Here is a 24,535-nt window from a genome sequence, read left to right on the forward strand (position 1 = left end):
ATGGAAGGAAACGAGATCACCCTGATTGATATCCTCGGCTCTGAAACCGACGATGTGATTAAAGAAGTGGAACTGAAGATTGAGAAGAGCAAGATCTACCGAAACCTGGATATTCTCGATGAACGCGAAAAGGAAGTAGTGGTGGGACGGTTTGGGTTGGACACTGAGGGGAGGAACGGACGCAGCGGGAGATTGCGAAGGATCTGGGTATAAGTCGCAGCTACGTGTCGCGGATAGAGAGGATGAGAACAACGCTGTGCTGATAAAATAGTGTTATATAAGCAACTTATCTACTGATGAGTTGTTTTTTGTTTTAGATTTGTTGCGTCTATAGAAACAATATTTGGGGGTAAAGGCTTGCAGGTAAACCAAGGACAAGGTTTAAGGGGGAAGAAATAAGAGGATAAGCAGATGAAAGTGTACTCATATCTTTAGTGTATATCATTTCCAATTCAGAGGGTAATGAACGGTATGGATATAATGTAAATGGCAACCCGGCGGTACAACTGTCAGCCTCTTCGAGGCCGTGTACAGACATAATCAAATATGCAATGATGGCGCTAATTAGTTAAATTCAATCAAAGATGGTGCAAAGAACGGTAGGTTAGTTAGGCGATGCTGCAGATTTAGCATCAACAGTCGTAGATGTGTATTAATTAAATTTAGATAGTAATAGATCCGGATTTCGATAATAGTTCTGGATCTTAATCATATTAAATAAATGAGGTTGATGAAGATGGCTCTATTTTGGTGGATTGCTGCAATTTTATTCTTAATAATTTCTATAAAAGAGTTAATAAAGCCATCGAAAAAGAATATATATGGAAAAGAATATACCAAAGAAGGCCGCATTTTTGTGCGTTTTTGTAGTACTGTAATTATCATTGGGGCATTATTAGCCATTTTTCAATTGATTTTTAAGTGGTAATTGAATATTATAATGGTCCGTTTGCAATAAGCAGATATTATGCGGATTTTTCAGTCCAATGCAGGCGGCTCAGAAAGGACGCAGCTGGAGATTGCTAAAGATCTCGGCATTAGCCGGGGGTATGAGTCGCGGATAGAAAAAAGGGCGCTGATGAAGCTTTACAATGAGTTTTATAAGGCTAAGCGGTAGCTAATAAGTAGCCTGTAGGAAAGAGATCTTAAAGGTCTCAGTCTTACAGGTTGTTTATCTTAGAAAAACTCAAATGGAACATATATAGTATATAAGACAAATGAGGGGCAAACCATTAGAGAATATAGTATGGGTAAGATCGAGATAACAGAAGAACTACCCACTGCTTTTCAGCATAATGATGCTGTTGTTATCATTGGATGAGGTAATTTAGTAACTAGCCAATCCAAACTCCAACTTTATCTAAGTTGTTAAGTGCTATTTTTATTAGTTCTAAAGCGTTGTTCACTCTAAATTCAATGTAGTCTTTTCTATAATTTGTATGTAGGCTAATATGATCTAAATTATCAAGCAAAATGAGAAACTCACGTCTCAGTTTTTCAACATATTCATCGTATACAATAATATCATGTGTTTTTAAAATAGGTATCAACTCACATCCAAGCTCAATAATCAAATCATTTCCCCAGAGTGTTTTTCTGCACGACTCAACGCCAAATAGATCATTATGAGGCGATGGAACCTGCTTTTCTAAAGCATCTGTGACTATATCTTCTACATTTTCCTTACCAGTTAAGCTAACCGTTAGAGTCATACGCTTAGACCCCTGTCATTTAATTTTTTCACTTATTCTAAGGGAAAACAAATATGTTGTCTATTAACAAAATTCTCTTCACAGGTGATTAAAGAATTCGCACATTTATAGTTACTGATTAGCTGCACTATATGTATCGAAAAGTATAAAAGGCCATCCTTTTCGGGATGGCCTTTTATACTTTTTTTACTTCGCAGTCTCCAGCAACCTGGAAACAATCGTAGCAAACTCAGCTCGAGTAATATCTTTTTCAGGCTTAAATGTATTGTCTGCGTATCCGGTAATAATCTTATTGGATGCGAGTGCATCGATGGAATCATAGTACCATGCGTTTCTGTTAACATCTGTGAAGGATGCATTTCCTGTACCGGTTAATTTAAAAGCTCTAGTGATCAGCGCAGCTAATTCACTGCGGCTAATCTTCTGGTCTGGACGGAAGCTTCCATCACTATATCCGTTCATCAAGCCTGATCCGGCAGCTGCACCAATATACTTATTCGCCCAATGCGTTGAAGATACATCTGTAAAGTTACTTGCTTGTCCTTCAAGTCCCATGTGAGTTGTAATTACCTTGATGGCTTCAGCACGGGTCAAACCTGCATTTGGACGGAAGGTACCATCGGCATAACCCGTCAGTAATCCCTTGGCAATAAGTGTGTCAATGCCTGCACGTGCCCAGTGATTCAGTGTATCTGCGAAACTAACGACTTCCGGCTGAGGTGCTGGTGTTTCTACAGGCGTTGTTGTTGCTGGAGGAGTAACTGTGCCTACTCCAGTACCTGGAGCCGGGTTGGTTGTTCCATTATCTACGCCTGGATCTGGATTAGTAGAGTTTGAAACATATTGAAGTGCCGGAGCAAAGGTTGTAAGTATTCTGGCTTTACTCTGCTGCTCAAGGGCATAACCCATCCCGAGAATTTCCGCATCATCCCATGCTCTGCCAACAAGCTGCATAGAGATAGAATATCCGCTGTCATTCGTCCCTACAGGAACTACTACCGTAGGCAATCCAACAGTAGAAGTTAGTACGCCCGTTCCACGGTCAGAGCTTAATTGAGAAGCCGCTGCGTCATTATTATATACGTCGCTAATAAAGCCTGCGTAAACAACGGCATCAACTTTGTTATCGTCCATCCACTGTCTGATAACTTCCTTATAATCCGTTCTATACTTGATATAATCTTGAACAGCCTGTTCAGTCATGCGCGTAGGTTGGTTATATCCTCTTTGATTATAGATAAGCACCTTATCTGAAGCCAGTACACTTGCTCCATCCATGTAAGGGAAATCTTCATGAAGCTCAATATAGCGTGCCCAGCCTTCAGTAGATCCATTAATGCCAGAAGGACGGCTAGGAGCTGATGGTAGTGCTGACATTTCAACCATTGTCGCACCCGCTGCTTGAAGCTCTGAGAACTTATCCATTACGGCTTGTCCGGTATCATCATCGGCAAACGTAGATACAAAGGATGCAGGAATGTATCCGATTTTCTTACCTTGCAATGCTTCAGAATCCAAGGCTTCCTTCCAGTCGGCTGGACGTTTATTATCAGCATCGGCAGTCACTGTAAAGATATCCTTTGGATCTGTACCCGTTGTAGCATTTAAAATCATAGCCAGGTCCGTTACGGTTTTAGCAATAGGACCTGCATAATCCTGTCCCCAAGTGAGCGGCATTACACCAGTAACACTTGCTATACCGTCTGTACCTCGGAAATTGGTTAAGCTTGCGCCTGTTGATGGGGCGTACAGAGATACCCCTGTCTGTGATCCCATTGCTGCTGCTGCGAAATCAGCTGCGACAGACACTGCTGATCCTCCACTGGAGCCAAAAGAGGTTTTGGATGGATATAGCGCATTCCAGGTTTGCATCCAGCCGCTTTCACTAAAGCTTCCGCTATTAGCGAATTCGGAGGTATTTGTCTTACCAATAATTACAGCTCCGGCTTCTCTTAGTTTAGCAACCTGGAAGGCGTCAGAATCAGGCTGCCAGCCTTCGAGGGCTTTTGTACCGCCTGTAGTCGGCATATCTTTCGTATCATATATATCTTTAATGGCAATTGGAATACCTAGCAGATCACCTTTTGCGCCTTGTGCCCGGGCATCGTCAGCAGCTTTTGCCTGGGTTAGCGCAGTTTCAGATACATGCAGGAAGGAATGCAATCCCATTTGACCTTCATCGTAAGCTGTAATTCTATCTAAATAAGCTTGAGTAATCTGGACAGAAGTCGTTTTACCATTCATCATGTCCTGCTGCATTTCTGCAATTGATTTATTGGTAACATCATATGGGGATGAAGTTACTAATGCTTTGGCTGCAGGAGCATTTGGAATAACCAGGCTATCTCCAGTATCAAGTCCCTCTATACCGGATATATCCCAGTTACTGATTGAACGAATTTGTGCGTTGGTTAATCCGGATACATCCAGCTGGCTATTAAGTCCATTCAGCATGGTAACCAGATTGTTCAGCCCTTCTTCACCGGCTTCTCCAACTTGTACATAATGTACCAGGGATTTCGACTCGCCCGGTCCAATATTTAATGTATTAATGAACCCGTAGAAATTTGCATCATTTCCAGACTTAGCTAATGGTGTTGTGAATGGATCCTTTTGCTGATTACCCAGACCGGTCAATCCATTATTGAATGGATATGGAGATCCAACCGCAATACCAAATGGTTTATTGTTTCTGGCACTGCTGTCTACAACAATCCATGAATCATCTGTAGTTACCTCCAGATCATTTGAGTAGGTTGCCTTTACTACTGAAGCATTTGCCGCTGTACCATAGCCCAAAGAGCCACCGAAAGATACATCGACCTTTACAACTTCCGTATTAACATTAGTGAAGGTATCAAAGAATCTCGTTCTATTATTTTTTGTATCGACATACACCGCTCTAGTAACAGTTACATTTCCCAGATTTACAGATTGAGCTGAAGTGAAAGTATTAACGCCATCGAATTTCAAGTCAAACCCGCGCATCATTTGACCATTCATCAGTGAAGCTGTAGGAGAGGACACTTTTACAAAAATATTACCGAAGCCCTGTACTTGTGTAGCTCCAACTGTGCGTAAACTTCCTGTGTCTAAACTGGGAGCAAATACATCGTGAATCTCCCATACGGTGCCACTCTCTGAAGTGACTCTAGTTAAAGCATCGGCTGTTTGAAGCGGGATGACTCCGGAAGCAATAACGGATAACGCGATGGAAGTAGCTAGGACTTGCTTTTTACTCCAATTCTTTTTTTCGGGAGAATATCCGGATCGGGTAGAATCAAAATGATTGCTTTTAGTTTTACGTAGACGTTTCAACTTACTCATTTGGGTAATCTCCTTTTCCATATGTATGTTTTTAAATTATGTTAGGGAATATAACATTGGTAATCTATTAAGTCAATTAATATTATAAAAATAATATAATTATAGGCTTTTCATAAAAATAAACTGCTATATTCAATATAAAATATAAAAAAATGGTAGAATACATGCTGTTAATATTACATATTAAGATACATTCGTGTCAGGAGTGTTGAGGGATAGTACAGTGAGAAAACCAGCCTATTGCGGCAGTCAGACCGGGAACGACGTCATAGGCTGCAGCTGTGTTATAACTGACGTTCGGTGTTGGTGGGATTTCTGAATACTAAAAAGAGCCCTTTTCAAGGGCTCACATGAAAAAAATCTGTTTTTAACTTTAATCGGGCTGATAGAACGTTTGCCAGTCTGCTATTGTACCGGCACTATAAACTCAAGCTCAGGAATATATATTTTATTCTCTCTGGAGCGGATATACGGCTTTACGGTGACCGTGTTCGGCGTGGTCTCCATCGGCTCAAACATGGATGTATAGGATAAAGAATCTCCTTCACCCGAACTGCTGCCACCGATGAATGCCGGGATTCGCCCCTGCTCATCGGTAAGATCAAAATCAATATTAAGGAATCCTGAAACTTTATATTTATCCGGAATTTTTTGCTGAAGCTCCCGAATGCCTTCTCCAGGCTCTCCCTTAATCTCGACAACCAAGCGGGTCGACGTTTCGCTAAGCTCGATTCGCTTAATTCTCATGTGGATATGATCGTGTGTCTTCGCCTCTGCCGGGGTCAGTACAATACTGTTCGCAGTATTCTTTTTCACCGGAATATTGAATTCGAAATCCTGATTAAGCTTTGCTAGTCTGACCTTCATGGAAAAATCGAACTCGTCAGGCATCTCTACCGATTCAAAGGTGGTGACAATGAGGGAGTCAGGGGCCTGCTCTCCGCCGGAGGAGAGTCCCCAGCTGGTATTTACCGGTTCGCCGTTGATAAAAAAGTCGATGTTGTTCACAAACCCCTCCGGACTTTGCTCGTTCCCCCACAACTCATAAAAAGTATCATTCGTATCCTCAGGCATACCACGGGTCAATACCAGAGATAAGCGGCTCCCGTCATACATCAGTTCGGACACACTAAGCGTTACTCCTTGATGGGTAACCGTCTGGTGGACAGCGGCGGTCATCCCTTTTTCATTCGCATTTTGCAGCCCGAGGTCTCCCGCCAACCGGAATACGCTGTCTACAAAGGGAATCTGCTTCAAGGTTTCTGCCATTGCAGGTGAAATGAATCCCAAACTGATGAAAAGAATGCCTGCAGCCGCCACACTTGCCGTTGTAATTATAACCTTCCGCAGCCAGCGGCTTTTTTTCTGGACAGGGAGAGGCTTCGGGGGCATGCTGCTCAGCATTTGATAGGTTTGCTCCATACGGGCGCGTACTGCTTCCGGCATCTCTTCAATCCTCTGCTCTTTCAGAATTTCCAGCTCAAGCTCAAATTCCGGATTACTCATGCGTTCACCTTTCTTTCTGCGGGGTCTGCAAGCCAACCATATAACGTTTTCCTTGCCCTGTGCAGCCGTGTCTTTACTGCGCTCTCGGACATCTCCAGGATGTCTGCAATCTGCTGCAGCGGTAGATCCTGAAAATAATGCAGGATAATGATCGTCCGCGACACTTCCTCCAGCCGGTAGACGGCTTCGCGAAGGTCGAGAGCTTCAACTTTGGCGGAAACCATTTGCCTCTGGGGAAGGTTAGCCATAATGATATTCTGTGCACGCTTACGTAAAATCAGATTGCATTCGTTGATCAAAATACGAAACAGCCATGTTTTGAAAAAACAGGGGCTGTGCAGCGTTGAAATGGCCTTGTAAGCTTTTAATACTGTGTCCTGCATTGCGTCTGCACAATCCTCATCCTTCTTCACAATTGATTTCGCCACATTGTACATTTGCAGTTCCAGCCCTTTCACAAGATGGATGAAAGCTTCCTCGTCTCCTTCCTGCGCACGCCTGACTTGTTCCTCTTGATCGATATCCAACCGTCAGCCTCCATTCTCTATAAGGTCTTGTTATTCATTCGTTATCGCCGTTTCTGCTGATTAGATGTACGGGAAGGGGAAAAGGTTACATTTGTATTCTTTTATTAAGATCACTAAATGTCAGAAAAGGCAAAAAAGACGCCGGAAATCGTGCCCGGCGTCTTCCCGTATTAACTGAAGGAGGATTGCGCTCTCTGTTAATCCCTAACCTTGAGCTGCATCCGCGTTCATGTAATTGATTGCCCACATATGGCCGTCCAAGTCCTCGAAGGCCCAATGATACATGAAGCCGTAATCCTCAGGCTCTTCGTACGATTTCCCGCCCAGGGAGACCGCGGTATTCACGATTTCATCTACCTTTTCCCGGCTCTCGAGGGCCAGTGCGATCGTCATTTGCGCATACTTTTCCGTATCAACGGTTTCCTTCTGCGTGAGCGATTTTAAAATTTCTTTGGTGAGCAGCATGACCTGCAGGTTATCGCCGATTATGATGGCTACCGAGTCCTCATTATCGGGGAATTGCGGGTTGAGCCCGAACCCGAGCCCGGTGAAGAACACCTTCGATTGTTCTACGTTGTTTACCGGCAGATTGATGCTCGTGAATGTGGACGTTAATGCCATTTTTAAACACCTCATCATCAATTGGTTTGTTACAAACCCAGTATATCAACGAGCCTCTCAACATACCAGAGCTGCACGTAAGCCGGTTTCTGGTTGGGTACCAGTATGGTCATGAACGGAAAGGTTGTACAGTATATTTATCTCTGCTCGGCAAATCTCCACCAGGCAAATGTTCCGGCTATTCCGGCTATTCCCGTATACGCAAGAATTATTATACTGCTCAGCTTTAAAGAACCGGTGCTTTGAAATACTGACGGGATGGTCCATGGGAAATAGGGAGCAAATCCAAAGGAAGCCAAAACACTGGAGAGAATGACGATGATCAGGATGAGTCCCAGTGGCGCCAGGTATCCCCTGGTCACATTGGCCAAAAGAGTGCCTGGCGTGGTAACAAAGATGTACAACAGTGAGGTTATAAGGAACCTGAAGAAGAAATTCCAAAGCAAGGAGGCTGACCCGCCTTCAACTCCCAGGATAGCCCCTACGGCAAAGCCGATGGCAAACATATAGATAGAAAGTAGCAGGCACCATGCCAGAATGACAAGATATTTGGACAGCACTATTTTCGGTCTGGAAACGGGCTTTGCAAGCAGGTCTTTAATGGTTCTATCTGAAAACTCCCGTCCAAATACCCATGCCGCGATAAAGGTATATCCTATAAGACCAAGCGGGGCAAGCGTATCAAGCAATTCGGTTAAATACTGTTCCCACTGGATACCGCCGGCGTCACCGGATAATACAATTCCAATCCCCATCATGACGGGCCCAAAGCCTAAAACCAGAAACATCAGCCAAAACACATTGGCGCGGATAATCTTGCGGGTCTCACAATGTAAAACAGAAAAAATATTCATTATTTATTCCCCCTGGTCATACCAATGGTGCGAAGAAAATAGCCTTCCAAATCCTCCGTAATCACCCGAAGCGAGGTTGGCGGCTGATTGCATTTCACCAGCAGCTCAGCTATCCGTTCAGGATTATCCGCTGCGTGGTCATCGGTTAGTTTAATATAGCCGTCTAAGGTCTCTTCACATGCATGGCCATGCTCTTCAAGCACCTTCTTTAAGGCGTATTTGTTCCGGCCATTCACCACTAAGCTTTTCTGTAAGGATTGCTCCAGTTTATCCATTGCGACTTCCTTTACAAGCTGGCCACCATGAATAATTCCAATGCGTGTGGACACTTTAGAGAGCTCTTCTAACAGATGGCTGGATATAAAAATAGTTACGCCGAAATTTTTCGCCAAGTTATATAACATATCCCGTATCTCCGCCACGCCTGCGGGATCAAGGCCGTTGATCGGCTCATCCAAGATTAGAATTTGCGGATTGTGAAGCATCGCCTTTGCAAGTCCCAGGCGTTGTTTGTTACCTAAAGAGAGATGCTTTGCCTTCTTCTTTTGGTGCGGCTCAAGTCCCAGCTTATAGATAACCTGATTAATGGAATCTTTGTCAGGCACCCCTTGCATGCGCCTTGCGATGTCAAGATTCTCAAATACAGTCAGATCAGGATAAAAAGTAGCCTCCTCCAGATATCCAACGCTGCTCCATAATTTATAATTTCCGGAATCGACCTTTTCGCCTAGCATATAGAGCTTACCGGAGGTTGGCCTCAGCATCGCCAGGAGCAGCTTAATAGTCGTTGTCTTCCCGGCACCATTCAGTCCCAGAAATCCGAATATTTCTCCCCGGTGCACCTCCAGTGAAAGATTGTCTAAAACGGTATAGTCGCCAAATCTTTTGTGCACCCCGTCAATTTGTATAGCGGGCGTTCCGGCACTCTTATTCTTTGATAACATTCGCATAGCCTTTAACTCCTTCACGTTAATTCCTAAGTACTACAATCATTTTTACATTCAAAGATAAAGCTGCTTTAAAAGAAAAATAAAGGTTTATAAAGAGGATATAAAAAACTATAAACGCAAAAAAAGGCTGCTGCCGGGTGTGAACACCCAGGCAGCAGCCTTTACCTTTGCTGCAGAAAGAAGAAAGGAAATAATAAATCAGCGATATGCCGCCAGGGGGAGGCTGAACCTGATCCCCAAACCGCCATATTCGGAGGCGTAGGCAGCAATTTCGCCCCCGTGATGTTCAATAATAGATTTACAGCTTGCAAGCCCCAGCCCCAGACCGCCCTTTTGGATTTGCCGTGATTTATCCACAGTGAAAAACTTAAGGAACAGAGAAGAAATATCCTTATCCGGCACTCCGACTCCATTATCCTCGATTTGGAAGTATGCATAATGGCCTTGCGGGTATCCGTTCATATACACCTTCAGCTCATTTTTCCCCCCATATCTAACGGCATTGCTAAAGAGGTTGCCGAACACCCGGCGGATCATCGGTTCATTGATCATCAGCCGGATATCGTCCGTGAATGAATGGCGGCAAGTCAGCCGGATATCCATTCCTGCCAGCTCGTACTCATATTCAAAAGCAATTTGTGCAAATAATGGAGATGCTTGTACAGGTGCAGCTACCATGGATTCCAGCTCCAGTTTTTCTTTGGTGAAGCTGGAGAAATCATTGATGAGCTCGACCATATATGCTGACTTCCTTTGAATCAATTCATAATATTCCTGCTTTTCCGTTTCAGGTAAGTCCTTATGTGCAGCCAGCAGTTCAGTAAAACCGTTAATGGAGGTCAGGGGTGTTTTCAAATCGTGGGCGATGGCTGCGATCATATCGGTTTGCTCCCTGTGGACGAGTTGAAGTCTATGCTCCATTTTATTGAAGTGCTTATAGAGCTCTCCGATCTCGTCATTCCTCGCCGAAGCCAGCGGAGGCAGAGGATGGACAACATTTACTTCTCCCAGCCGGGTATTCAGGCGCCGAATGGGCTTTTCTATGAAAAAATAAATATAAATGATCAGAATAGTGAATATAAAAAGCGCAATGGCGAAAATGGGCAGAAGCAATGCTATATATCGTGAGTCCAGCAAGGTGCCGGGTATAGGGGAATATACGGCAAAGACAAACTTTAAGTACAATCCAATGGAAAACATAAGAATCAGCAGCATCAGCAGGAATAAGAGGGGGAGCTTTATTTTCAGTTTCATACTATTGCTCTCTTTCCGTATATTTATATCCTATGCCCCATATGGTTTTGATAAAGTTAAATTCAGTACCCAGCTTCTTACGGATATTTTTAATATGAACCGTTACAGTATTTATTTCTCCATATTCATCTCCCCAGACGTTTTCATAGATCTGCTCACGAGTCAATACCTGATTGTTGTGACGCATCAGAACTGATAAGATTTGAAATTCCTTCGTAGATAAGTCGAGCTTCCTGCCATGCAGAAAGGCTTCAAACGTTTTATCGTTCAAAATGAGCGGAGCCGCCGCCTTTTCGTTACCGGGATTAAGCACTTCCCACTCTTTATACAGCCTGTCCACTTTTCTGAAGTGGGCCTTTATCCTGGAGGCAAGCTCCTGAATACTGAAGGGTTTAGTCATATAATCATCTGCTCCTATTTCGAGGCCGACGATTTTATCAATGTCCTTATCACGTGCACTTAAAAACAGGATCGGAACATTATAAGATTGCCGGATGCTTCTGCAAACATCATGTCCGTCCATATCGGGCATTACGATATCCAGAACGATGAAATCAATCTGGTTTTCTTCCAATGCAGCTAAGGCTTCTTTTCCGGAGTATGCCGGAATTATTGCAAATTGCTCGTACCTTAAGCTCTTTGTGATGAGTTTTACGATTTCATTATCGTCGTCTACAACTAATATTGTTTTTGACATCTTATACCTCCAAGCTCCTATACCCGGTAGCCGTCATCCCAAAATATTTTTTGAACGCATTACTGAATTGTTCCGGTGTGGTGTACCCCACTTGGGCGGCAATTCTGCTAACCGAAGTGTCTGTTGTGAGCAGCAGACGTGAAGCGGCGCCCATTCGTGCCTGCAGTTTCTTATCTGTAAAGGCCTTGCCGTATTGCTTATATACCATCCGCTCCGTCTGTCTGGTGCTTAGCCCCAGCTGGTCAGCAAGCTGCTTCAGCGTAATGGAATCATAATGGTACAGGAAACTGTTTTCAATTATCAGCAGTCTGCTGTCGTCAAGGGTCTTTAGCGGAAGGGATTGGGTGGACGCGGGATTCTTTCTATATTGTCTTATCCATTGGATCACAATCATCTCAAGTATGTTAGTTGCCATATGATGAACGCCGGCTTGCTCCAGAGAGAGCTCATCCGCAAGCATTTCAAATAATCCGAGCATCTTTCCGCTGTCCAGTCCGATCCAGAAGGGAGTGGACATCAGCAGCTCTGGAAGAGCCGGCTCCTTCACGAAGGTTCGCTTGACTGGCGGGAGAACGGAGTTGTCTGGCAAAATCTCAAAAAAGATGCAATATTCCGCCATCGGATCCTCCGGGAGAGGGAGCTGTTCATGAACTACATCCGGTCCGGTCACATATATCGTGCCAGGTGTGATAGCATAACGTTTCCCCTGCGCATACAGAATGCCTTGGCCTGCCGGAATATAATGAAGCTCATAGCTGTTGTGGCTGTGGCTGTGCTCAGGCATGGGCCTATAGAAATAGCCGAACTTGACATACAGTACGTTCAGCACAAGGCCTTCAAGGTTCAGCTTGATATCCATATTATCAATGTTGATGCTCGGTAATTTTATGCCCATAGACGTTCCCTCCTGTAAAAATGCGACATCTCTCCGGCTCCCTTGTCATCTCTAAGGATACCGAATCTAACCCCCCATTGATATAATTATTTTGCATTCAGCCCTATCCATTCAGGAGGATACCAGATGACAAAAATACCAGGCACAAGACGTATGTATCGAAAAGGAAATTACGCTAACACGTATACAGAGGTTCCTGCTGTCCATCCCGGTAATGCGTGGCGGGAGGGCATGATCAGCGGAAACGGGGAGAACGGGTATATCACCTCCGGCTCGCCGTACTCGGACAGCTTTATTTTTCAGTACATGTGGTTTAACTTTCCTTCCATGGACCCCAGAGTCATTCCGAAGGAGTTAACCGCTCAACTTCCGGATGCCCGGCAGAACGTCCTCGCCCAAAATGATAGCTGGAAGATTACAGATGAGACCGGCGGGACGAGGAAAAGAACCTTTTACTACAGCTACCATCCGGGACATCAGCTCAGAGTTAACATACCTGATAAAGAAAGTTTTTCCGGTTATGAGAGATGGACGAACTATGAAACGGCAGAGACGGGAGTGCGCTACAGTGATGAGAATGGGGAGTGGGTCCGCACATCCTTTACCTCCAGGGAGGATAATGTTTCGATAACGCAGATTACTGCATCCTCTACAGGGGCCAGGATTCACTTGACCCTCTCCATCGATGATATTTCCGCTTTGAGCGGGGCGTATGCCGGCCCTAACGATTTGAAGGCGCTGCAATATAAACAGCTGGCGGATTCTAACGCGGATTATCTGGCGCAAGTCGTTCATTACCCGTCCTATCCGGGAAGCGAGCTGGCCTATGGGGGATACGCAGGCTTGACCCGGGTTGTTGTGGTTAACGGTACAAAGGAAAAAGTATTGTTGGCCGACAGCAGCCTTGAACCGATGAACGTGTCCGGGACAGCAACCCCTGCGATTCAGGTTAAGGATGCCGATGCCGTATATCTCATTACACGCTCTAGCAGAACGCATTCTATGGGGAGAATAGAAGATTTCTCCGCAATGACACAATACGATATTGTAGATCAGCTCTTCCAAGATACGAATGCAGTTGTGCAAAAATATTCGGCTCCGGGCGGCCGGTTCGATTATGATGCGGCTCTTGCTGCCCATACGGAGAAGCATTCAGCCGAGTTTAACGCAGTAAGCTTCAGCATTGAAGGCGACGGGCAGGATAAGGACGCAGATAACCTGGCCTTAATCCATGCGCAGCAAGCAACTCCGCAAAGAGTTAATCATGCTTTTATGGAGCAGGTGTACAACCAGGGGAGGTATGCCATGATCTGCTGCAGCGGTGCAAGCGCGCCGCGCTTGTATGGAATGTGGACGGGGGAATGGAATCCTGGCTGGCGCGGGATTTATACGCTTGATGCCAATGTGAATCTGCAGGTCGCCGCCATGAATACGGGCCATTTGACACAAGCACAGCTTGGATATATTACTTTTTTCTTGAGGAACATTCCCGATTTTGAATATAATGCGCGGATGGCGTACGGCATGCATGATGCGCTGCAGGTATCCGTTAACTCTGACGGCGACCGCGGGATGCACGTGGAATATGACAATGATTATCCGTTTGAATACTGGAACGCGGGGGCAAGCTGGTGTCTTTTACCTATCTATGAGTACTGGCAGTGTTACGGAAACCAGCAGATTCCGATTAACGGCAACATGCGGTTCGATGAACTGAAGCCGGTTCTAGGTGTTAATAATGGCGGCCTGGACGATGAGGAATTCAAGCAGCTTACAGAACAAGGGTATTTGAATCTTGCGGAGGATCTTCTGCTCCCCCTTCTGACCAAGCAGGCTAACTTCTGGGAGCAGCTCTGTACGCCGGAATACTTCACGGATATTAACGGCAACGCATGCCATCAGCATGGCAAAACCGTACTGAATCCGGGTGAAAAGTATCTGATCATTCCGGCGTATTCTCCCGAGAATCATCCCATCGGCTATAACAGCACGATCACAGCTAATGCCACCATGGATATTTCAGCCGCGCGGGATGGCCTATCCATGGTCATTGCAATGGAGCAGGCAGTGAAGAGAGAAGGCTATGAATACGCAATAGCCAGATGGGAATCATTGCTTAAGCTGCTGCCGGATTATAAATACGATTCGGACGGTGCCCTACGCGAGTGGGCCATGAATGAATATCTGGAGAATAACAACCACCGGCACTTGAGCCATCTCTATGCGGCATGGCCTGGCTATGAAACGCAGAACAATCCGGGGCTGGCCCGGGCTGCCAAGACTGCGATTGCCAACAGGGACCAGTATAACACCGGGGATGATACCGCAGGGCATGGCTGGATGCATAAGGCGCTGGTTCAAGCCAGGCTGAAAAATGGTGATGGCGTGCTCTCCTCACTGCTTCCGATGATGAGGGGTGCGGGATACTACAGTTCCTTGATGACAGATCATGATTCTAACAGAAGATGTAACTGCTATTGTTCGGATACCTCCTTCGGCACAGTGGCAGCCGTCAATGAAGCGTTATTATTCTCGAATACCGGAGAAATAGAGGTTCTTCCAGCCTTGCCTTCCGATTGGCAAACCGGCTCCATCAATGGGCTTATGGCAAGAACAGGGGCCGAAGTTAAGGCATTATCCTGGGATTTGCCCGCAGGAACCGTACACGTGACACTGAACTCTCTCAGGGAAGATAATATCATCCGCTTAAAGATTGGGCTTCCATGGACAAAGGCTGTGGTTAACGGGAGTGAAGCCAAGGTGGAACAGAATGAGCAGGGGGAATATATTCAATTGATCCTTAGTGTAGGGGTAGAGGTTGATGTTGTGTGGCGGCTGCAGAAAGCGGGAGACGGCAGCGGGTTGGTCTAGTAATAAGAAAACCGCTTTGATCACCAAGGCGGTTTTTTGAATGATTGTCTTCCATCAATAGTAGTCATTCTTAACGGCATACTCCGAATTTACCTGATAGCCAATCTTCATAAGCATCTTGATGTTGCTGCGCGAATAACTGCGGAAGCTCGTTGTGGGAGAAGTATCTCAGCTCCAGAGTTTCGTTACCATCAATGGTGAGTTCTCCTTGAATATGTTTACATTGGAAGAAAAATGAGATGGTCTGAGCCCTGTCGCCACTGGAATATTGATGATAATACTTTGTGTATACGCCAATCAGGTGCTCTGCTTTGACTTTAAGTCCAGTCTCTTCGTAGATTTCTCGAATCGCAGTTTCTTCGGCAGATTCCCCTAATTCCATTGCACCTCCTGGAAATCCCCATTGATCACTGTCACCCCGTCTTTGCAGCAAGACCTCATTACGCTCATTGCATATAATGCCTCCGGCAAAGTTGAGGAAGATTAAGTCGTGTCCAACTTTGCTTCTAATCCACTTTATATAATTGGTTGCTTCTGTCATATACTCTCCCCGATACTGTGAATTTTGAATATCTGGACCCGAAAAACAGCCCATATTATTTTAACACATATTGGAATACAACTGTCCTCTCGTAGAGCAAAGGAACCAACCAATGACTTATTTTAAATCAATGAGCGTATAGGACATTCACTGGTGCCGCAAAAACATAAGTATTCAAATCGTAAAGTTTCTGATATAGTTTAAACGTAATTATTACGATTAAACTACAGGTAAGGAGATTTAAACGATGAAGCATACGAAAATCCTGCTATCAATCTCTATGTTGTTAACCGTTATTCTGCTGGCTGCATGCAGCTCGTCCATTACGGATCAAACGGCTAATCTTCAGCAGCCGGAGCAATCGGAGCCAGCCGCGGCACTTGTGACGGAATCGCCGGAGGGGTCTTTTCAACCGCAGCAAATCATTGATGCTTCAGGTGAACAGCTTGAATTTCAATCAAAGGTAGAAAAGGTGGCCTGCGTGGTATCCCTTTGTGTAGATATAGCGGCTGAGCTTGGAATGGAGCCGGTGGCGATCGGAGAGAGCGGCGTGCGCACCATTGCTGTGGCAGAGGAATTTTACGGGGAGCATGGGACAACCATTCCTTCCATTGGCGGGAGCTTCTTCGAACCTAATCTGGAGGACATTATAACAGTTAAGCCTGATCTGGTCATTGGATTGCTTGGTGTGCACGATTCCTTGCGTGAAGGGCTTGCAGGTGCAGTACCTGTGTATCTGGCTCAACCCAAAACATATTCAGATTCCGTTAAGCTTCTGGAGGACATCGGAAGGCTTACAGGACGAACAGACGAAGCCAAGGCGGCAGCAGAGAGCTTCTTAGGCAAGCTTGAGGAGGCGAAACAGAAAGCGCCAAAGGATAAAAAAGCGCTGATTATGTACGGAACCGATATCAATTTTTCAATAGTAACCGATAGCGGTCTTGGGGGCTCCGTTTTAAAGGAAGTTAGCCATTACCCGTTCAAGGTGAATGATCCGTCGGAAGATCCTTATGGGGAAGGAAGTATCCAGTATTCACTAGAAAAGCTGCTGGAAGAGAACCCTGATGTTATTTTTGTAGAAAGCTATTCGTACAGCCCGGGTACAAAAGCTTTGTCCGAGCAAATGCAGGAGCTGCCTTTATGGAGTAAGCTGAAAGCCGTTCAGGAACAGAACGTGATTGAAGTCCGTTCCCCGATCTGGGGAGACGGCCGTGGAACCCGTTCACTTGGGATTCTACTGGATGAAGCGCTGGAAGCCTTGTACCCGGATTTGTTTTAAACAGGAGAAGGTGAATTCGGATGCAAACGGAACCGCAAATCAGCAGGACGGGCAGGAGAGGTTTTCTTGTTCCGGCAGCTATATTGTGCTCGCTGCTTACAGGGGTGGCTATCTTCAATATTAGCTCGGGATCGCCGGAAATCACGCTGCAGGAGCTTGGCGGCATTCTTTTTCAGCGGACAGGCACTGATCTGCAGAATACCGTGGTCTGGGAGATGAGAATTCCCCGTGTGCTGCTGGGTCTGCTTGTCGGGATGATGCTAGGTGCTGCAGGCACGCTTATGCAGGCGGCAATGAATAACAAGCTGGCAGGACCTGAGATTCTGGGTGTTTCTTCGGGCGCCTCGCTTGCCATGGCTGCTGTTACTGTGCTGCATTTGCCGGTTGCAGTTCTTATGCATCCGGTAATCGCCTTATGTGGAGGTCTGCTTGGCGGATTATGCGTCGTGCTATCGGCAAAGGGGAGCCGGGGGGCGGCAGGTATGCTTCTGATCGGCATGTCTGTGTCTGCAATTCTGAATGGATTGCTAATTGTTCTGATCGCACTGGCGACGAGTAATGACGTGAACCTGCTCTACACCTATCTGCTTGGTTCGCTGGCTAACCGCAGCTGGGATCATATCCTGCCTATGCTGCCGTGGACCCTTATCGCACTCCCTGTTGCTTTTATGTTTGCCCGCACACTTAATTTGCTGCAGCTGGGAGATGAGGCAGCCGCAGGGCTGGGGATTAAGGTGCTGCGTGTACGCGTTCTTGTTCTGGGAGTGTGTACGGGATTGGTAGCCATAACCGTTGCCCAATGCGGTCCGATTGGGTATATCGCCCTGATCGCGCCTCATATCATCCGTACCTTGCTGGGGACAGCGGATATACGTCAGATCCTGCCGTTAGCGGTGTTGGCGGGTGGCGTTTTGTTAGTTACGGCAGATACGGTTGCGCGGCTGTTGTTTTATCCTATGGAAATTCCCGTCGGAGTGTGGACGACACTGCTCGGCGGGGGCGTGTTCCTGCTGCTTTTTTTGAAACGTCAAGGAGGAGGGAGTAATGATTAAGAAAAGGGGGAAGGCAGGGGCTCAAGGACTGAGAATAAAAGGCACCTGTTTTTGTCTTCTGCTGGGCATCTCCGTGATGTTCGTCCTGCATATTGGACTTGGTAAAGCTTCACTGACGCCTGAGCAGGTTATGCAGGCCTTGTTTCATCACGGCAGCGATGAGGACCTTCGTTATATCGTCTGGAATTTAAGATTGCCCCGTGCTCTAATTGCTATTGCTGCCGGATTGATGCTGGGTACTGCCGGGGCCATCCTCCAGGTTGTCATGCGCAATCCGCTTGTGGAGCCCGGCCTTGTAGGTGCATCCTCCGGGGCTGTGCTGTCTGCGGTGCTCTGGCTTACCTTTGCGGCTGATCCTCTCGTCAAGGGTGTACCGCTTACTGTTATCGCCTTATTTGGCGGACTGGGGGCAGTGTTATTGGTGGTTACACTTAATGCCGGACATGCCGGCAATAGGACAAGGCTTGCGCTGATCGGCCTGATTGTGACAGCTATACTACAGTCAGCAACCTCGCTATTTCTTTTACAGGGTCAGCAAGGCTTGTCCACCATTTTTTTATGGACGTTTGGTTCCCTGAATGGACGAAGCTGGTCCAGCTGGACCTTGCTCTGGCCATGGACGATCCTTGGCCTGCTGCTGTCAATGATGTATGCAAAAAAAGCGGAGCTGCTGCAATTAGGGGATGCTGCCGCCACCGGATTGGGCCTTAACGTAAACAGGTCCAGGGTAATGCTGCTGATCATTGCCTCGGGGCTGACGGCAGCTACGGTTTCTGTGGTAGGAGCTATAGGCTTTATTGGACTCATAGGACCGCATATTGCTTCACTGCTTGTAGGACGAAAGCCGTTGGTGCTATTTCCGGCCAGTGCTCTGCTCTCAGCCTTAATATTACTGGCTTCCGATTGGATCGGACAAAGCATCACGCTCAGGCTGCCTTTTCCGGGCATGGAGAATCATCAGACCAGCCTGCCGGTGGGGGCGGTTACTACGCTGCTGGGGGCACCTTTTTTTCTGTTTTTATTACGCAAATCATTGTTGAACAATAAAGCTTGAAACGGCTTGTCTTCGGATGAGCCGTTTTTTTATTTTAAATAGCAGAATAATCCGGAATTAGAGACAGCATACATAAATTAGGAGATTGATCCGATAAAATGTAGAGGGAACAGAAGGGTGTGGATGCGTTATGGATAACCGAAGGGCTATAATGTCCGCACTACTGCGGGTTAGTATGATCATTTTTGTTCATTTCCTGATTGTCCTAAAATTAAAGATTAGACTGGAAAGCTTTGCATTTGAAAATGCCATACATCTGTTGCAGATGTACCTTTTGCCTATATTGTTACTGAGTGTAAATGCATATTTGTATTCCATGACTGCATCCCGAAAACGATTAATGATCTGGTCAGCCGCAAGTATTATTCCAAGTGCTCTATATCTGCTTACGATTCAAAATAACAGTACACTCTCCATTGATGAAGAGCCGCCGCTTTTATTCGCAAAATACACCTTAGAGCTAGGCCTACTTCTTCCGATGCTTTATTTTACTGTTCAATTCTTACTGCTGTTCGCCTGGCTGTCGGACTGGAAGGTGAAGAAGGAAGGTATAGACTAAACTGAAGAATTGTTAAAGGGTGGCTATATGTGAAAAAGATAATCAATCATTTTTACAGGAGCGCAGAGATAATCCGGACGCCGAGAATTCGACATAGCGGGAGGATAGAATGAACCATAAACATACACTTTTAGGTGTCTTAGGTTTATTCATGAGTGCTTCATTCGGGCTCATAACGTTTGATCTTTTTATAAAATTCATCTTTTCATTTGGCGACAGTGTATTCTCCAGAAATAATCCAATGGTCACTCTTCAGTCTCTTTTTTCAATACTATTCATCATTGGTATCTTTATATATTTTTTGAGATGGTTAAAAGAGCATGGAAGGAATAAACTAATAGGTTTTAATGTTTTGATTTTTTTTATCTGCCTCATTTTTGCGGCTAGAGTATGGAGTGGTTTATCAGAACTCATAAAAATGCTGGGGATGGATTGAATGATATTAAAAATAAGTATAAAGCGGTTAAGATGGCGAAATAACCTGCAGTGATAGAGAACATATTGCCCTCATTTCTACAAGTTATTTGCGCAATTTATGATATTCAAAATTATTATGTTAGTGGTTCTAGCTTAAGTCCTTCGCCGGCCGGTTGCGGTAAATCAAAGCTCCAGTCTACATCAGTATACCTTTTATTAGTAACTGTCCTGATCAGCGTCAGCTTCTCTGGTATATCGGTCAGGCCGGGAATATCGAAGTACGAAGGACTGTCAGAACCTGCTTGGGGCGCATTAATGATTACGATTTCTCCAAGCTGTGTATGGCCTGTAAACTGGGCGTCATATGTTTTGCCCGATTCTTCCTGAACAACCCAGCGGTCCTCCTGGAAGCTGTTCACAAATTCACCGCTAATCAGCAGTCTGCCGGAAGGCCCGCTGCCTGCCCCATTATCTTTGATCTCGAAATCATGCAGCTGCAATACATCTCCTTGTCCTTTAAAGACTGCAGGCTGCTTCTTTAAATCCTCAGGAACAAAGGTTACTGAATCGTCTGTCTGTACGGGCAGTGAGTAACCGTCCAGCACCAGCCTGATGCTGCTGCTGTCAAAGGGCAGATAAGGAAGGGCGAAGGTCCATTGCTGGGCTCTGCTGGCCGGGTCATTGCTCTTGAAGTACCCAATGTCCCAATAGGAGTATCCGTTAAAACCATAATTATTGATGCGGCCGATTTCCTCGCCTGCTTCATTTTCCAAATGAAATTGAAGTGAAAGCTTCTCACTAAGCTCCGCCGGACTATATTTATCAATCAGCACCGCAAATGCCTCCCGGTCTCCCCCCAGCACCCTTTCGATGATCAATCTATCTTCGACTGGTTCTGTCATTACAGCCCTCCCATTGTGACGTCTATATCTATAAGACGGGTTGATGCGTTAAATCTTCTTATTTTTTGAAAAAAATATGGGATACTGCATAGGTTTCGATATAGAACGCAATTATGTTTATAATCTGACGAGAAAACGATCTATCGCTTCCACAGCTAAGGCCCTTTAGCAGCAGGGTTAAGGTTAGAGGTGTAAGGTGTTAGAAAAACGAGCTGCAAACGCGAAAGCTAAATAAATGCGCCAGGCTGAAATAACTGTACTTTCTGCAACTAAACCTGGCTAAATAGCTCCGCTGCAGGTTTTAACTGCACTCTATACATTTATATTTGCCGAAAACGACCGGAAACGGCTTTTTTGAGGAAAATAGATGTAAAGAATACAGTTATCTCCCTATAAAGACTGATTTCCCTTGTTTTAATTGTACGAAGTACACTTATAACTAATTTGACTCTGAGCTGACGGACTGAGGTTAACGCTTGGCAGGGGAGATCAATCCGCTGCCCAACGTTTTGCCTAAGGAGGGAACAGGAGCCGTTTGGTTAGCCTCTTAATGACGTTCTATACCTATAAATTTATTCTAACTGCCGCGTGTTTAAATTAAAAAACAGCAGCCCGGCTATACACATTAACATGTATACCCGGGCTGCTGCTGTATAGGCCCCGAACTCGTGAGCCTCTAGACTCACCGTTAAGCGGCACTCTTAACGCCGCCCTCGCCGCTGATGTCGCCTTCGCTGCGACGGCGGACTATGGTGCGTGTAATGGCCTTTTCAATTTCAATAATAACGAATATCGCGGCCCCCATCATAAGTGGGAACGACCAGTAGGACAGGCCGATCGGCACTGTACCGAACACCTTGTTCATGAACGGCAGATAGGTGATGGACAGCTGGAAAAGAATCAGCAGGCCGGATACGACGAATACGGCTTTGTTGGCGAAAAAGCCTTTGCCGAACGCCGGCTCCAGCTCTGTCCGGCAGTTGAATAAATGGAACATTTGCGCCAGGACGATGGTCTGCATCGTAACGGTGTTGACGACGCTCTGGTCATATCCGTTATCCAGCAGGGACATGCTCATCGCCAGCGTCCCGCCGCCGAGCAATACCGACACGAACAGTATTCTAAAGATATAATACTTGCTCAGCAGGGGCGCAGCCGGATTGCGGGGCGGCCGTTTCATGGCACCGGGCTCGATACGCTCAAACGCCAGCGCCAGGGAAACCGTAACCGAGCTGACCATGTTAACCCACAGAATCTGAATCGGTGTCAGCGGAATCACGGTGCCCAGCAGGATGCTCGCCATGATCAGGAAGCTTTCAGCACCGTTAGTCGGCAAAATGAACAGAATTGTTTTCTTCAGATTGTCGTAGACACGCCGGCCTTCCTTCACCGCCTGGACGATGGTGCTGAAGTTGTCGTCAGCCAGCACCATTTCCGAGGCATCCTTGGACACCTCTGTTCCCTTGATGCCCATGGCAACACCTACGTCTGCCCGTTTGAGGGCCGGCGCGTCGTTCACCCCGTCGCCGGTCATGGCGCAGATGCTGCCGCTGCTTTGCAGCGCTTCGACCAGCTGCAGCTTATTTTGCGGACTGGTCCGGGCAAAGATAGAGTACTTGCGGGCGGCCTCCTGCAGCTCCTCCTTGGACATACGGTCCAGCTCCCGGCCTTCGATTGAATGCTCGCCGTCGCCGATACCGAGCTGTTTGCCGATCGCCATCGCGGTTTCCTTATGGTCGCCGGTAATCATTTTGACCTCGATGCCTGCATTCTTGCACTCGCGGATAGCGTCCACCACCTCATCGCGCGGCGGATCGACGATGCCCGCCAGTCCCAGAAATACAAGCCCTTCCTTCAGATCGTCATGATCTACCTGATCAGGAGACGCCCCTTCCGGCAGCTCCTTCATCGCAAGTCCAATGACCCGCTGCCCTTTGCGGGCATGAGCCTGCATCTGGTCACGCCAGAAACCGGCATTGAACGGGGATACACCTTCATCCTCTGCCTGGCTGTCCGCCATTTCAAACAGACGATCCGGCGCACCTTTGACATAAATAACCGGACGGCCAGCGTCCCCGGTCAGCACCGCCATGTATTTGTATTCGGAGTCGAACGGCAGCTTTGCTGTTATTTCCAGTTCAGGCATATCGGATTGTGCCTTGCCTGCAAGCGTCAGCAGACAGCCTTCCGTAGGATCACCTTGCAGCGTCCATTTACCCTCTTCCTTCGTCAGAACAGAATCGTTGCAGGTCACCCCGCATATCAGCAGATGTTTTAGCGTCCGATCCTCTTCCGGATCTGCCTCTTGCTCTTTATTCCGGCGGATTTCACCTTCTGGAGCATAGCCCGTTCCCGTTACCTCATATTCGCGGGAGGAGGTTACCACGGAGGTGACAGTCATTTCGTTTTTGGTCAGTGTGCCCGTTTTATCGGAGCAGATAACCGAAACAGCGCCGAGTGTTTCTACCGAAGGCAGATTGCGGACAATCGCTTTTCTTTTCGCCATATTTTGTACACCGATTGCCAATATAATGGACAAAATGGCCGGTAGTCCTTCGGGGATTGCCGCTACAGCCAGACCGATGACCGACAGCAGCAGCTCTCCGACTTCATAATCACGCAGCCAATATCCGAATCCGAACATCAGCGCAGCCACGGCCACTATAACAATGGATACCATCTTGCCGAAATGGGCAGTCTGTTTCAGCAGCGGCGTGCTTTGTTCTTCGACGGATGCAATCGACTTGTTGATTTTTCCGATTTCCGTCTGATCCCCGGTTGCAACGGCTACGCCGGTCCCTGTGCCGGATGAGACAGTAGTCCCGGAAAAAACAATGTTGGTCCGGTCGCCCAGCGTCACTTCCTCCTCCAGCGCGCCCGTCTGCTTCTCAACAGAGGTGGATTCGCCGGTCAGGGCTGATTCCTCAACCTTCAGGTTGTCACTGCTGAGCAGTCTGAGATCTGCCGGTATTTTGTCTCCCGCGCTTAGCAGCACGATATCACCCGGTACGACCTCTGCCGCTTCAATTTGTGTCAGGCTTCCATCCCGCCGCACCTGCGCCTCCGGAGACAGCATATTCTTGATGCCCTCCAGCGCCTGCTCGGCCCGGTGCTCCTGCATGAAGCCGATGGTTGCATTAACGATGGCTACGATAACGATAACGATGGTGTCACTAAAGTGGCCCAATATGGCCATAATAACGGCGGCTGCCAGCAAAATGTAAATCAGCACGTCGTTAAAATGCTTTAAAAACTTAAGGATAACCGGTGTTTTCTTTCCCTCCGGCAGCTCATTTTTCCCATACCGGTCCAGGCGGTTCTTAGCCTCGCCATTACTCAAGCCCTGTTCACTGTCGGTTTCCAATGCTTCCAGCGTATGCTGGCTGTCCAAGGCATGCCACATCTTCTCCTGCTTCTCTGCCAAGTCAGTCGCCTCCTCTGGTTTAAATCTTCCCATTCATTAAACGGGATAGCGCCGAGGCAAACGCTTCAGAGGGAAGTCGTTATGAAATGTTCA

The 24,535-nt window shown here is 46.6% G+C and carries 19 protein-coding genes and 2 pseudogenes; 8 read left to right on the top strand and 13 right to left on the bottom strand.

The window, feature by feature from the left end:
• Nucleotides 1–3 precede the first annotated feature (3 nt).
• From R70723_RS34370 to R70723_RS32795, 3 genes and pseudogenes are all read left to right on the top strand, one after another.
• A pseudogene (locus tag R70723_RS34370) lies at nucleotides 4–263 on the top strand (sigma factor-like helix-turn-helix DNA-binding protein); the annotation flags it as partial.
• A gap of 473 nt (nucleotides 264–736) precedes the next feature.
• Entirely contained in the window at nucleotides 737–928 is a 192-nt protein-coding gene (locus tag R70723_RS07195) for a hypothetical protein (RefSeq protein WP_039870932.1), read from the top strand.
• Nucleotides 929–976: 48 nt separating this feature from the next.
• Nucleotides 977–1,117, top strand: a pseudogene (locus R70723_RS32795) (sigma factor-like helix-turn-helix DNA-binding protein); the annotation flags it as partial.
• Nucleotides 1,118–1,334: 217 nt separating this feature from the next.
• Here the strand turns inward: R70723_RS32795 and R70723_RS07200 are convergent.
• From R70723_RS07200 to R70723_RS07245, 10 genes are all read right to left on the bottom strand, one after another.
• A complete protein-coding gene (locus tag R70723_RS07200; protein WP_039870933.1) occupies nucleotides 1,335–1,712 on the bottom strand; it encodes a hypothetical protein in 378 nt (125 codons plus the stop codon).
• A gap of 186 nt (nucleotides 1,713–1,898) precedes the next feature.
• On the bottom strand, nucleotides 1,899–5,039 hold the full coding sequence (locus tag R70723_RS07205) for an amidase family protein (RefSeq protein WP_081957264.1): 3,141 nt from the start codon (nucleotides 5,037–5,039) through the stop codon (nucleotides 1,899–1,901).
• Between the two features lie 405 nt (nucleotides 5,040–5,444).
• Nucleotides 5,445–6,545, bottom strand: a complete 1,101-nt coding sequence (locus tag R70723_RS07210; RefSeq protein ID WP_039870935.1) for a DUF4179 domain-containing protein — start codon at nucleotides 6,543–6,545, stop codon at nucleotides 5,445–5,447.
• The gene (locus R70723_RS07215) at nucleotides 6,542–7,072 is read right to left on the bottom strand and encodes a sigma-70 family RNA polymerase sigma factor (RefSeq protein WP_052421211.1); all 531 of its coding nucleotides are present in this window, start codon (nucleotides 7,070–7,072) and stop codon (nucleotides 6,542–6,544) included. Before R70723_RS07215 ends, R70723_RS07210 begins: the two co-directional genes overlap by 4 nt.
• Nucleotides 7,073–7,276: 204 nt before the next feature.
• Nucleotides 7,277–7,693: a VOC family protein gene (locus R70723_RS07220; protein WP_039870936.1), complete on the bottom strand. Its 417-nt coding sequence runs from the start codon at nucleotides 7,691–7,693 to the stop codon at nucleotides 7,277–7,279.
• A 137-nt stretch (nucleotides 7,694–7,830) separates the two neighbouring features.
• The gene (locus R70723_RS07225) at nucleotides 7,831–8,547 is read right to left on the bottom strand and encodes a DUF2705 family protein (RefSeq protein ID WP_039870937.1); all 717 of its coding nucleotides are present in this window, start codon (nucleotides 8,545–8,547) and stop codon (nucleotides 7,831–7,833) included.
• Entirely contained in the window at nucleotides 8,547–9,497 is a 951-nt protein-coding gene (locus R70723_RS07230; protein ID WP_039870939.1) for an ABC transporter ATP-binding protein, read from the bottom strand. Before R70723_RS07230 ends, R70723_RS07225 begins: the two co-directional genes overlap by 1 nt.
• A 198-nt stretch (nucleotides 9,498–9,695) precedes the next feature.
• On the bottom strand, nucleotides 9,696–10,751 hold the full coding sequence (locus tag R70723_RS07235; protein WP_039870942.1) for a HAMP domain-containing sensor histidine kinase: 1,056 nt from the start codon (nucleotides 10,749–10,751) through the stop codon (nucleotides 9,696–9,698).
• A gap of 1 nt (nucleotide 10,752) precedes the next feature.
• A complete protein-coding gene (locus tag R70723_RS07240; RefSeq protein ID WP_039870944.1) occupies nucleotides 10,753–11,448 on the bottom strand; it encodes a response regulator transcription factor in 696 nt (231 codons plus the stop codon).
• Nucleotide 11,449: 1 nt separating this feature from the next.
• Nucleotides 11,450–12,343 (bottom strand): AraC family transcriptional regulator, encoded by an 894-nt coding sequence (locus tag R70723_RS07245; RefSeq protein ID WP_039870946.1) that lies wholly within the window; start codon nucleotides 12,341–12,343, stop codon nucleotides 11,450–11,452.
• Between the two features lie 126 nt (nucleotides 12,344–12,469).
• Here R70723_RS07245 and R70723_RS07250 point away from each other — a divergent pair, with 126 nt between their 5' ends.
• The gene (locus R70723_RS07250; RefSeq protein ID WP_039870950.1) at nucleotides 12,470–15,214 is read left to right on the top strand and encodes a glycosyl hydrolase family 95 catalytic domain-containing protein; all 2,745 of its coding nucleotides are present in this window, start codon (nucleotides 12,470–12,472) and stop codon (nucleotides 15,212–15,214) included.
• 70 nt (nucleotides 15,215–15,284) lie between these two features.
• Here R70723_RS07250 and R70723_RS07255 read toward each other — a convergent pair whose 3' ends face one another.
• A complete protein-coding gene (locus tag R70723_RS07255) occupies nucleotides 15,285–15,755 on the bottom strand; it encodes an NUDIX hydrolase (protein WP_039870952.1) in 471 nt (156 codons plus the stop codon).
• Between the two features lie 247 nt (nucleotides 15,756–16,002).
• On the opposite strand from R70723_RS07255, the gene R70723_RS07260 reads away from it, so the two are divergent.
• The 4 genes from R70723_RS07260 to R70723_RS07275 all read left to right on the top strand — a co-directional run bounded on the left by R70723_RS07260 (nucleotide 16,003) and on the right by R70723_RS07275 (nucleotide 19,699).
• The gene (locus R70723_RS07260; RefSeq protein ID WP_039870954.1) at nucleotides 16,003–17,034 is read left to right on the top strand and encodes an ABC transporter substrate-binding protein; all 1,032 of its coding nucleotides are present in this window, start codon (nucleotides 16,003–16,005) and stop codon (nucleotides 17,032–17,034) included.
• A gap of 20 nt (nucleotides 17,035–17,054) precedes the next feature.
• Nucleotides 17,055–18,086: a FecCD family ABC transporter permease gene (locus tag R70723_RS07265; protein ID WP_052421212.1), complete on the top strand. Its 1,032-nt coding sequence runs from the start codon at nucleotides 17,055–17,057 to the stop codon at nucleotides 18,084–18,086.
• Nucleotides 18,079–19,140, top strand: a complete 1,062-nt coding sequence (locus R70723_RS07270; protein WP_039870955.1) for a FecCD family ABC transporter permease — start codon at nucleotides 18,079–18,081, stop codon at nucleotides 19,138–19,140. The genes R70723_RS07265 and R70723_RS07270 overlap by 8 nt, the downstream gene beginning before the upstream one ends.
• Before the next feature lie 130 nt (nucleotides 19,141–19,270).
• The gene (locus tag R70723_RS07275) at nucleotides 19,271–19,699 is read left to right on the top strand and encodes a hypothetical protein (RefSeq protein ID WP_039870956.1); all 429 of its coding nucleotides are present in this window, start codon (nucleotides 19,271–19,273) and stop codon (nucleotides 19,697–19,699) included.
• Nucleotides 19,700–20,250: 551 nt separating this feature from the next.
• Here the strand turns inward: R70723_RS07275 and R70723_RS07285 are convergent.
• Nucleotides 20,251–21,018 carry a hypothetical protein gene (locus tag R70723_RS07285; protein ID WP_039870958.1) on the bottom strand — a complete coding sequence of 256 codons (768 nt, stop codon included), beginning with the start codon at nucleotides 21,016–21,018 and terminating at the stop codon, nucleotides 20,251–20,253.
• Nucleotides 21,019–21,706: 688 nt separating this feature from the next.
• On the bottom strand, nucleotides 21,707–24,442 hold the full coding sequence (locus R70723_RS07290) for a cation-transporting P-type ATPase (RefSeq protein ID WP_372238227.1): 2,736 nt from the start codon (nucleotides 24,440–24,442) through the stop codon (nucleotides 21,707–21,709).
• Between the last annotated feature and the right edge of the window lie 93 nt (nucleotides 24,443–24,535).

The sequence above is a fragment of the Paenibacillus sp. FSL R7-0273 genome (assembly GCF_000758625.1).
Classification (GTDB): Bacteria; Bacillota; Bacilli; order Paenibacillales; family Paenibacillaceae; genus Paenibacillus_AQ.

Coding starts and splice junctions, on each gene's coding strand:
- R70723_RS07245 (WP_039870946.1), bottom strand. CDS start 12,343: ATGGGCATAAAATTACCGAGCATCAACATTGATAATATGGATATCAAG.
- R70723_RS07260 (WP_039870954.1), top strand. CDS start 16,003: ATGAAGCATACGAAAATCCTGCTATCAATCTCTATGTTGTTAACCGTT.
- R70723_RS07220 (WP_039870936.1), bottom strand. CDS start 7,693: ATGGCATTAACGTCCACATTCACGAGCATCAATCTGCCGGTAAACAAC.
- R70723_RS07235 (WP_039870942.1), bottom strand. CDS start 10,751: ATGAAACTGAAAATAAAGCTCCCCCTCTTATTCCTGCTGATGCTGCTG.
- R70723_RS07285 (WP_039870958.1), bottom strand. CDS start 21,018: ATGACAGAACCAGTCGAAGATAGATTGATCATCGAAAGGGTGCTGGGG.
- R70723_RS07240 (WP_039870944.1), bottom strand. CDS start 11,448: ATGTCAAAAACAATATTAGTTGTAGACGACGATAATGAAATCGTAAAA.
- R70723_RS07230 (WP_039870939.1), bottom strand. CDS start 9,497: ATGCGAATGTTATCAAAGAATAAGAGTGCCGGAACGCCCGCTATACAA.
- R70723_RS07270 (WP_039870955.1), top strand. CDS start 18,079: ATGATTAAGAAAAGGGGGAAGGCAGGGGCTCAAGGACTGAGAATAAAA.
- R70723_RS07225 (WP_039870937.1), bottom strand. CDS start 8,547: ATGAATATTTTTTCTGTTTTACATTGTGAGACCCGCAAGATTATCCGC.
- R70723_RS07200 (WP_039870933.1), bottom strand. CDS start 1,712: ATGACTCTAACGGTTAGCTTAACTGGTAAGGAAAATGTAGAAGATATA.
- R70723_RS07210 (WP_039870935.1), bottom strand. CDS start 6,545: ATGAGTAATCCGGAATTTGAGCTTGAGCTGGAAATTCTGAAAGAGCAG.
- R70723_RS07265 (WP_052421212.1), top strand. CDS start 17,055: ATGCAAACGGAACCGCAAATCAGCAGGACGGGCAGGAGAGGTTTTCTT.
- R70723_RS07195 (WP_039870932.1), top strand. CDS start 737: ATGGCTCTATTTTGGTGGATTGCTGCAATTTTATTCTTAATAATTTCT.
- R70723_RS07250 (WP_039870950.1), top strand. CDS start 12,470: ATGACAAAAATACCAGGCACAAGACGTATGTATCGAAAAGGAAATTAC.
- R70723_RS07275 (WP_039870956.1), top strand. CDS start 19,271: ATGGATAACCGAAGGGCTATAATGTCCGCACTACTGCGGGTTAGTATG.
- R70723_RS07255 (WP_039870952.1), bottom strand. CDS start 15,755: ATGACAGAAGCAACCAATTATATAAAGTGGATTAGAAGCAAAGTTGGA.
- R70723_RS07205 (WP_081957264.1), bottom strand. CDS start 5,039: ATGAGTAAGTTGAAACGTCTACGTAAAACTAAAAGCAATCATTTTGAT.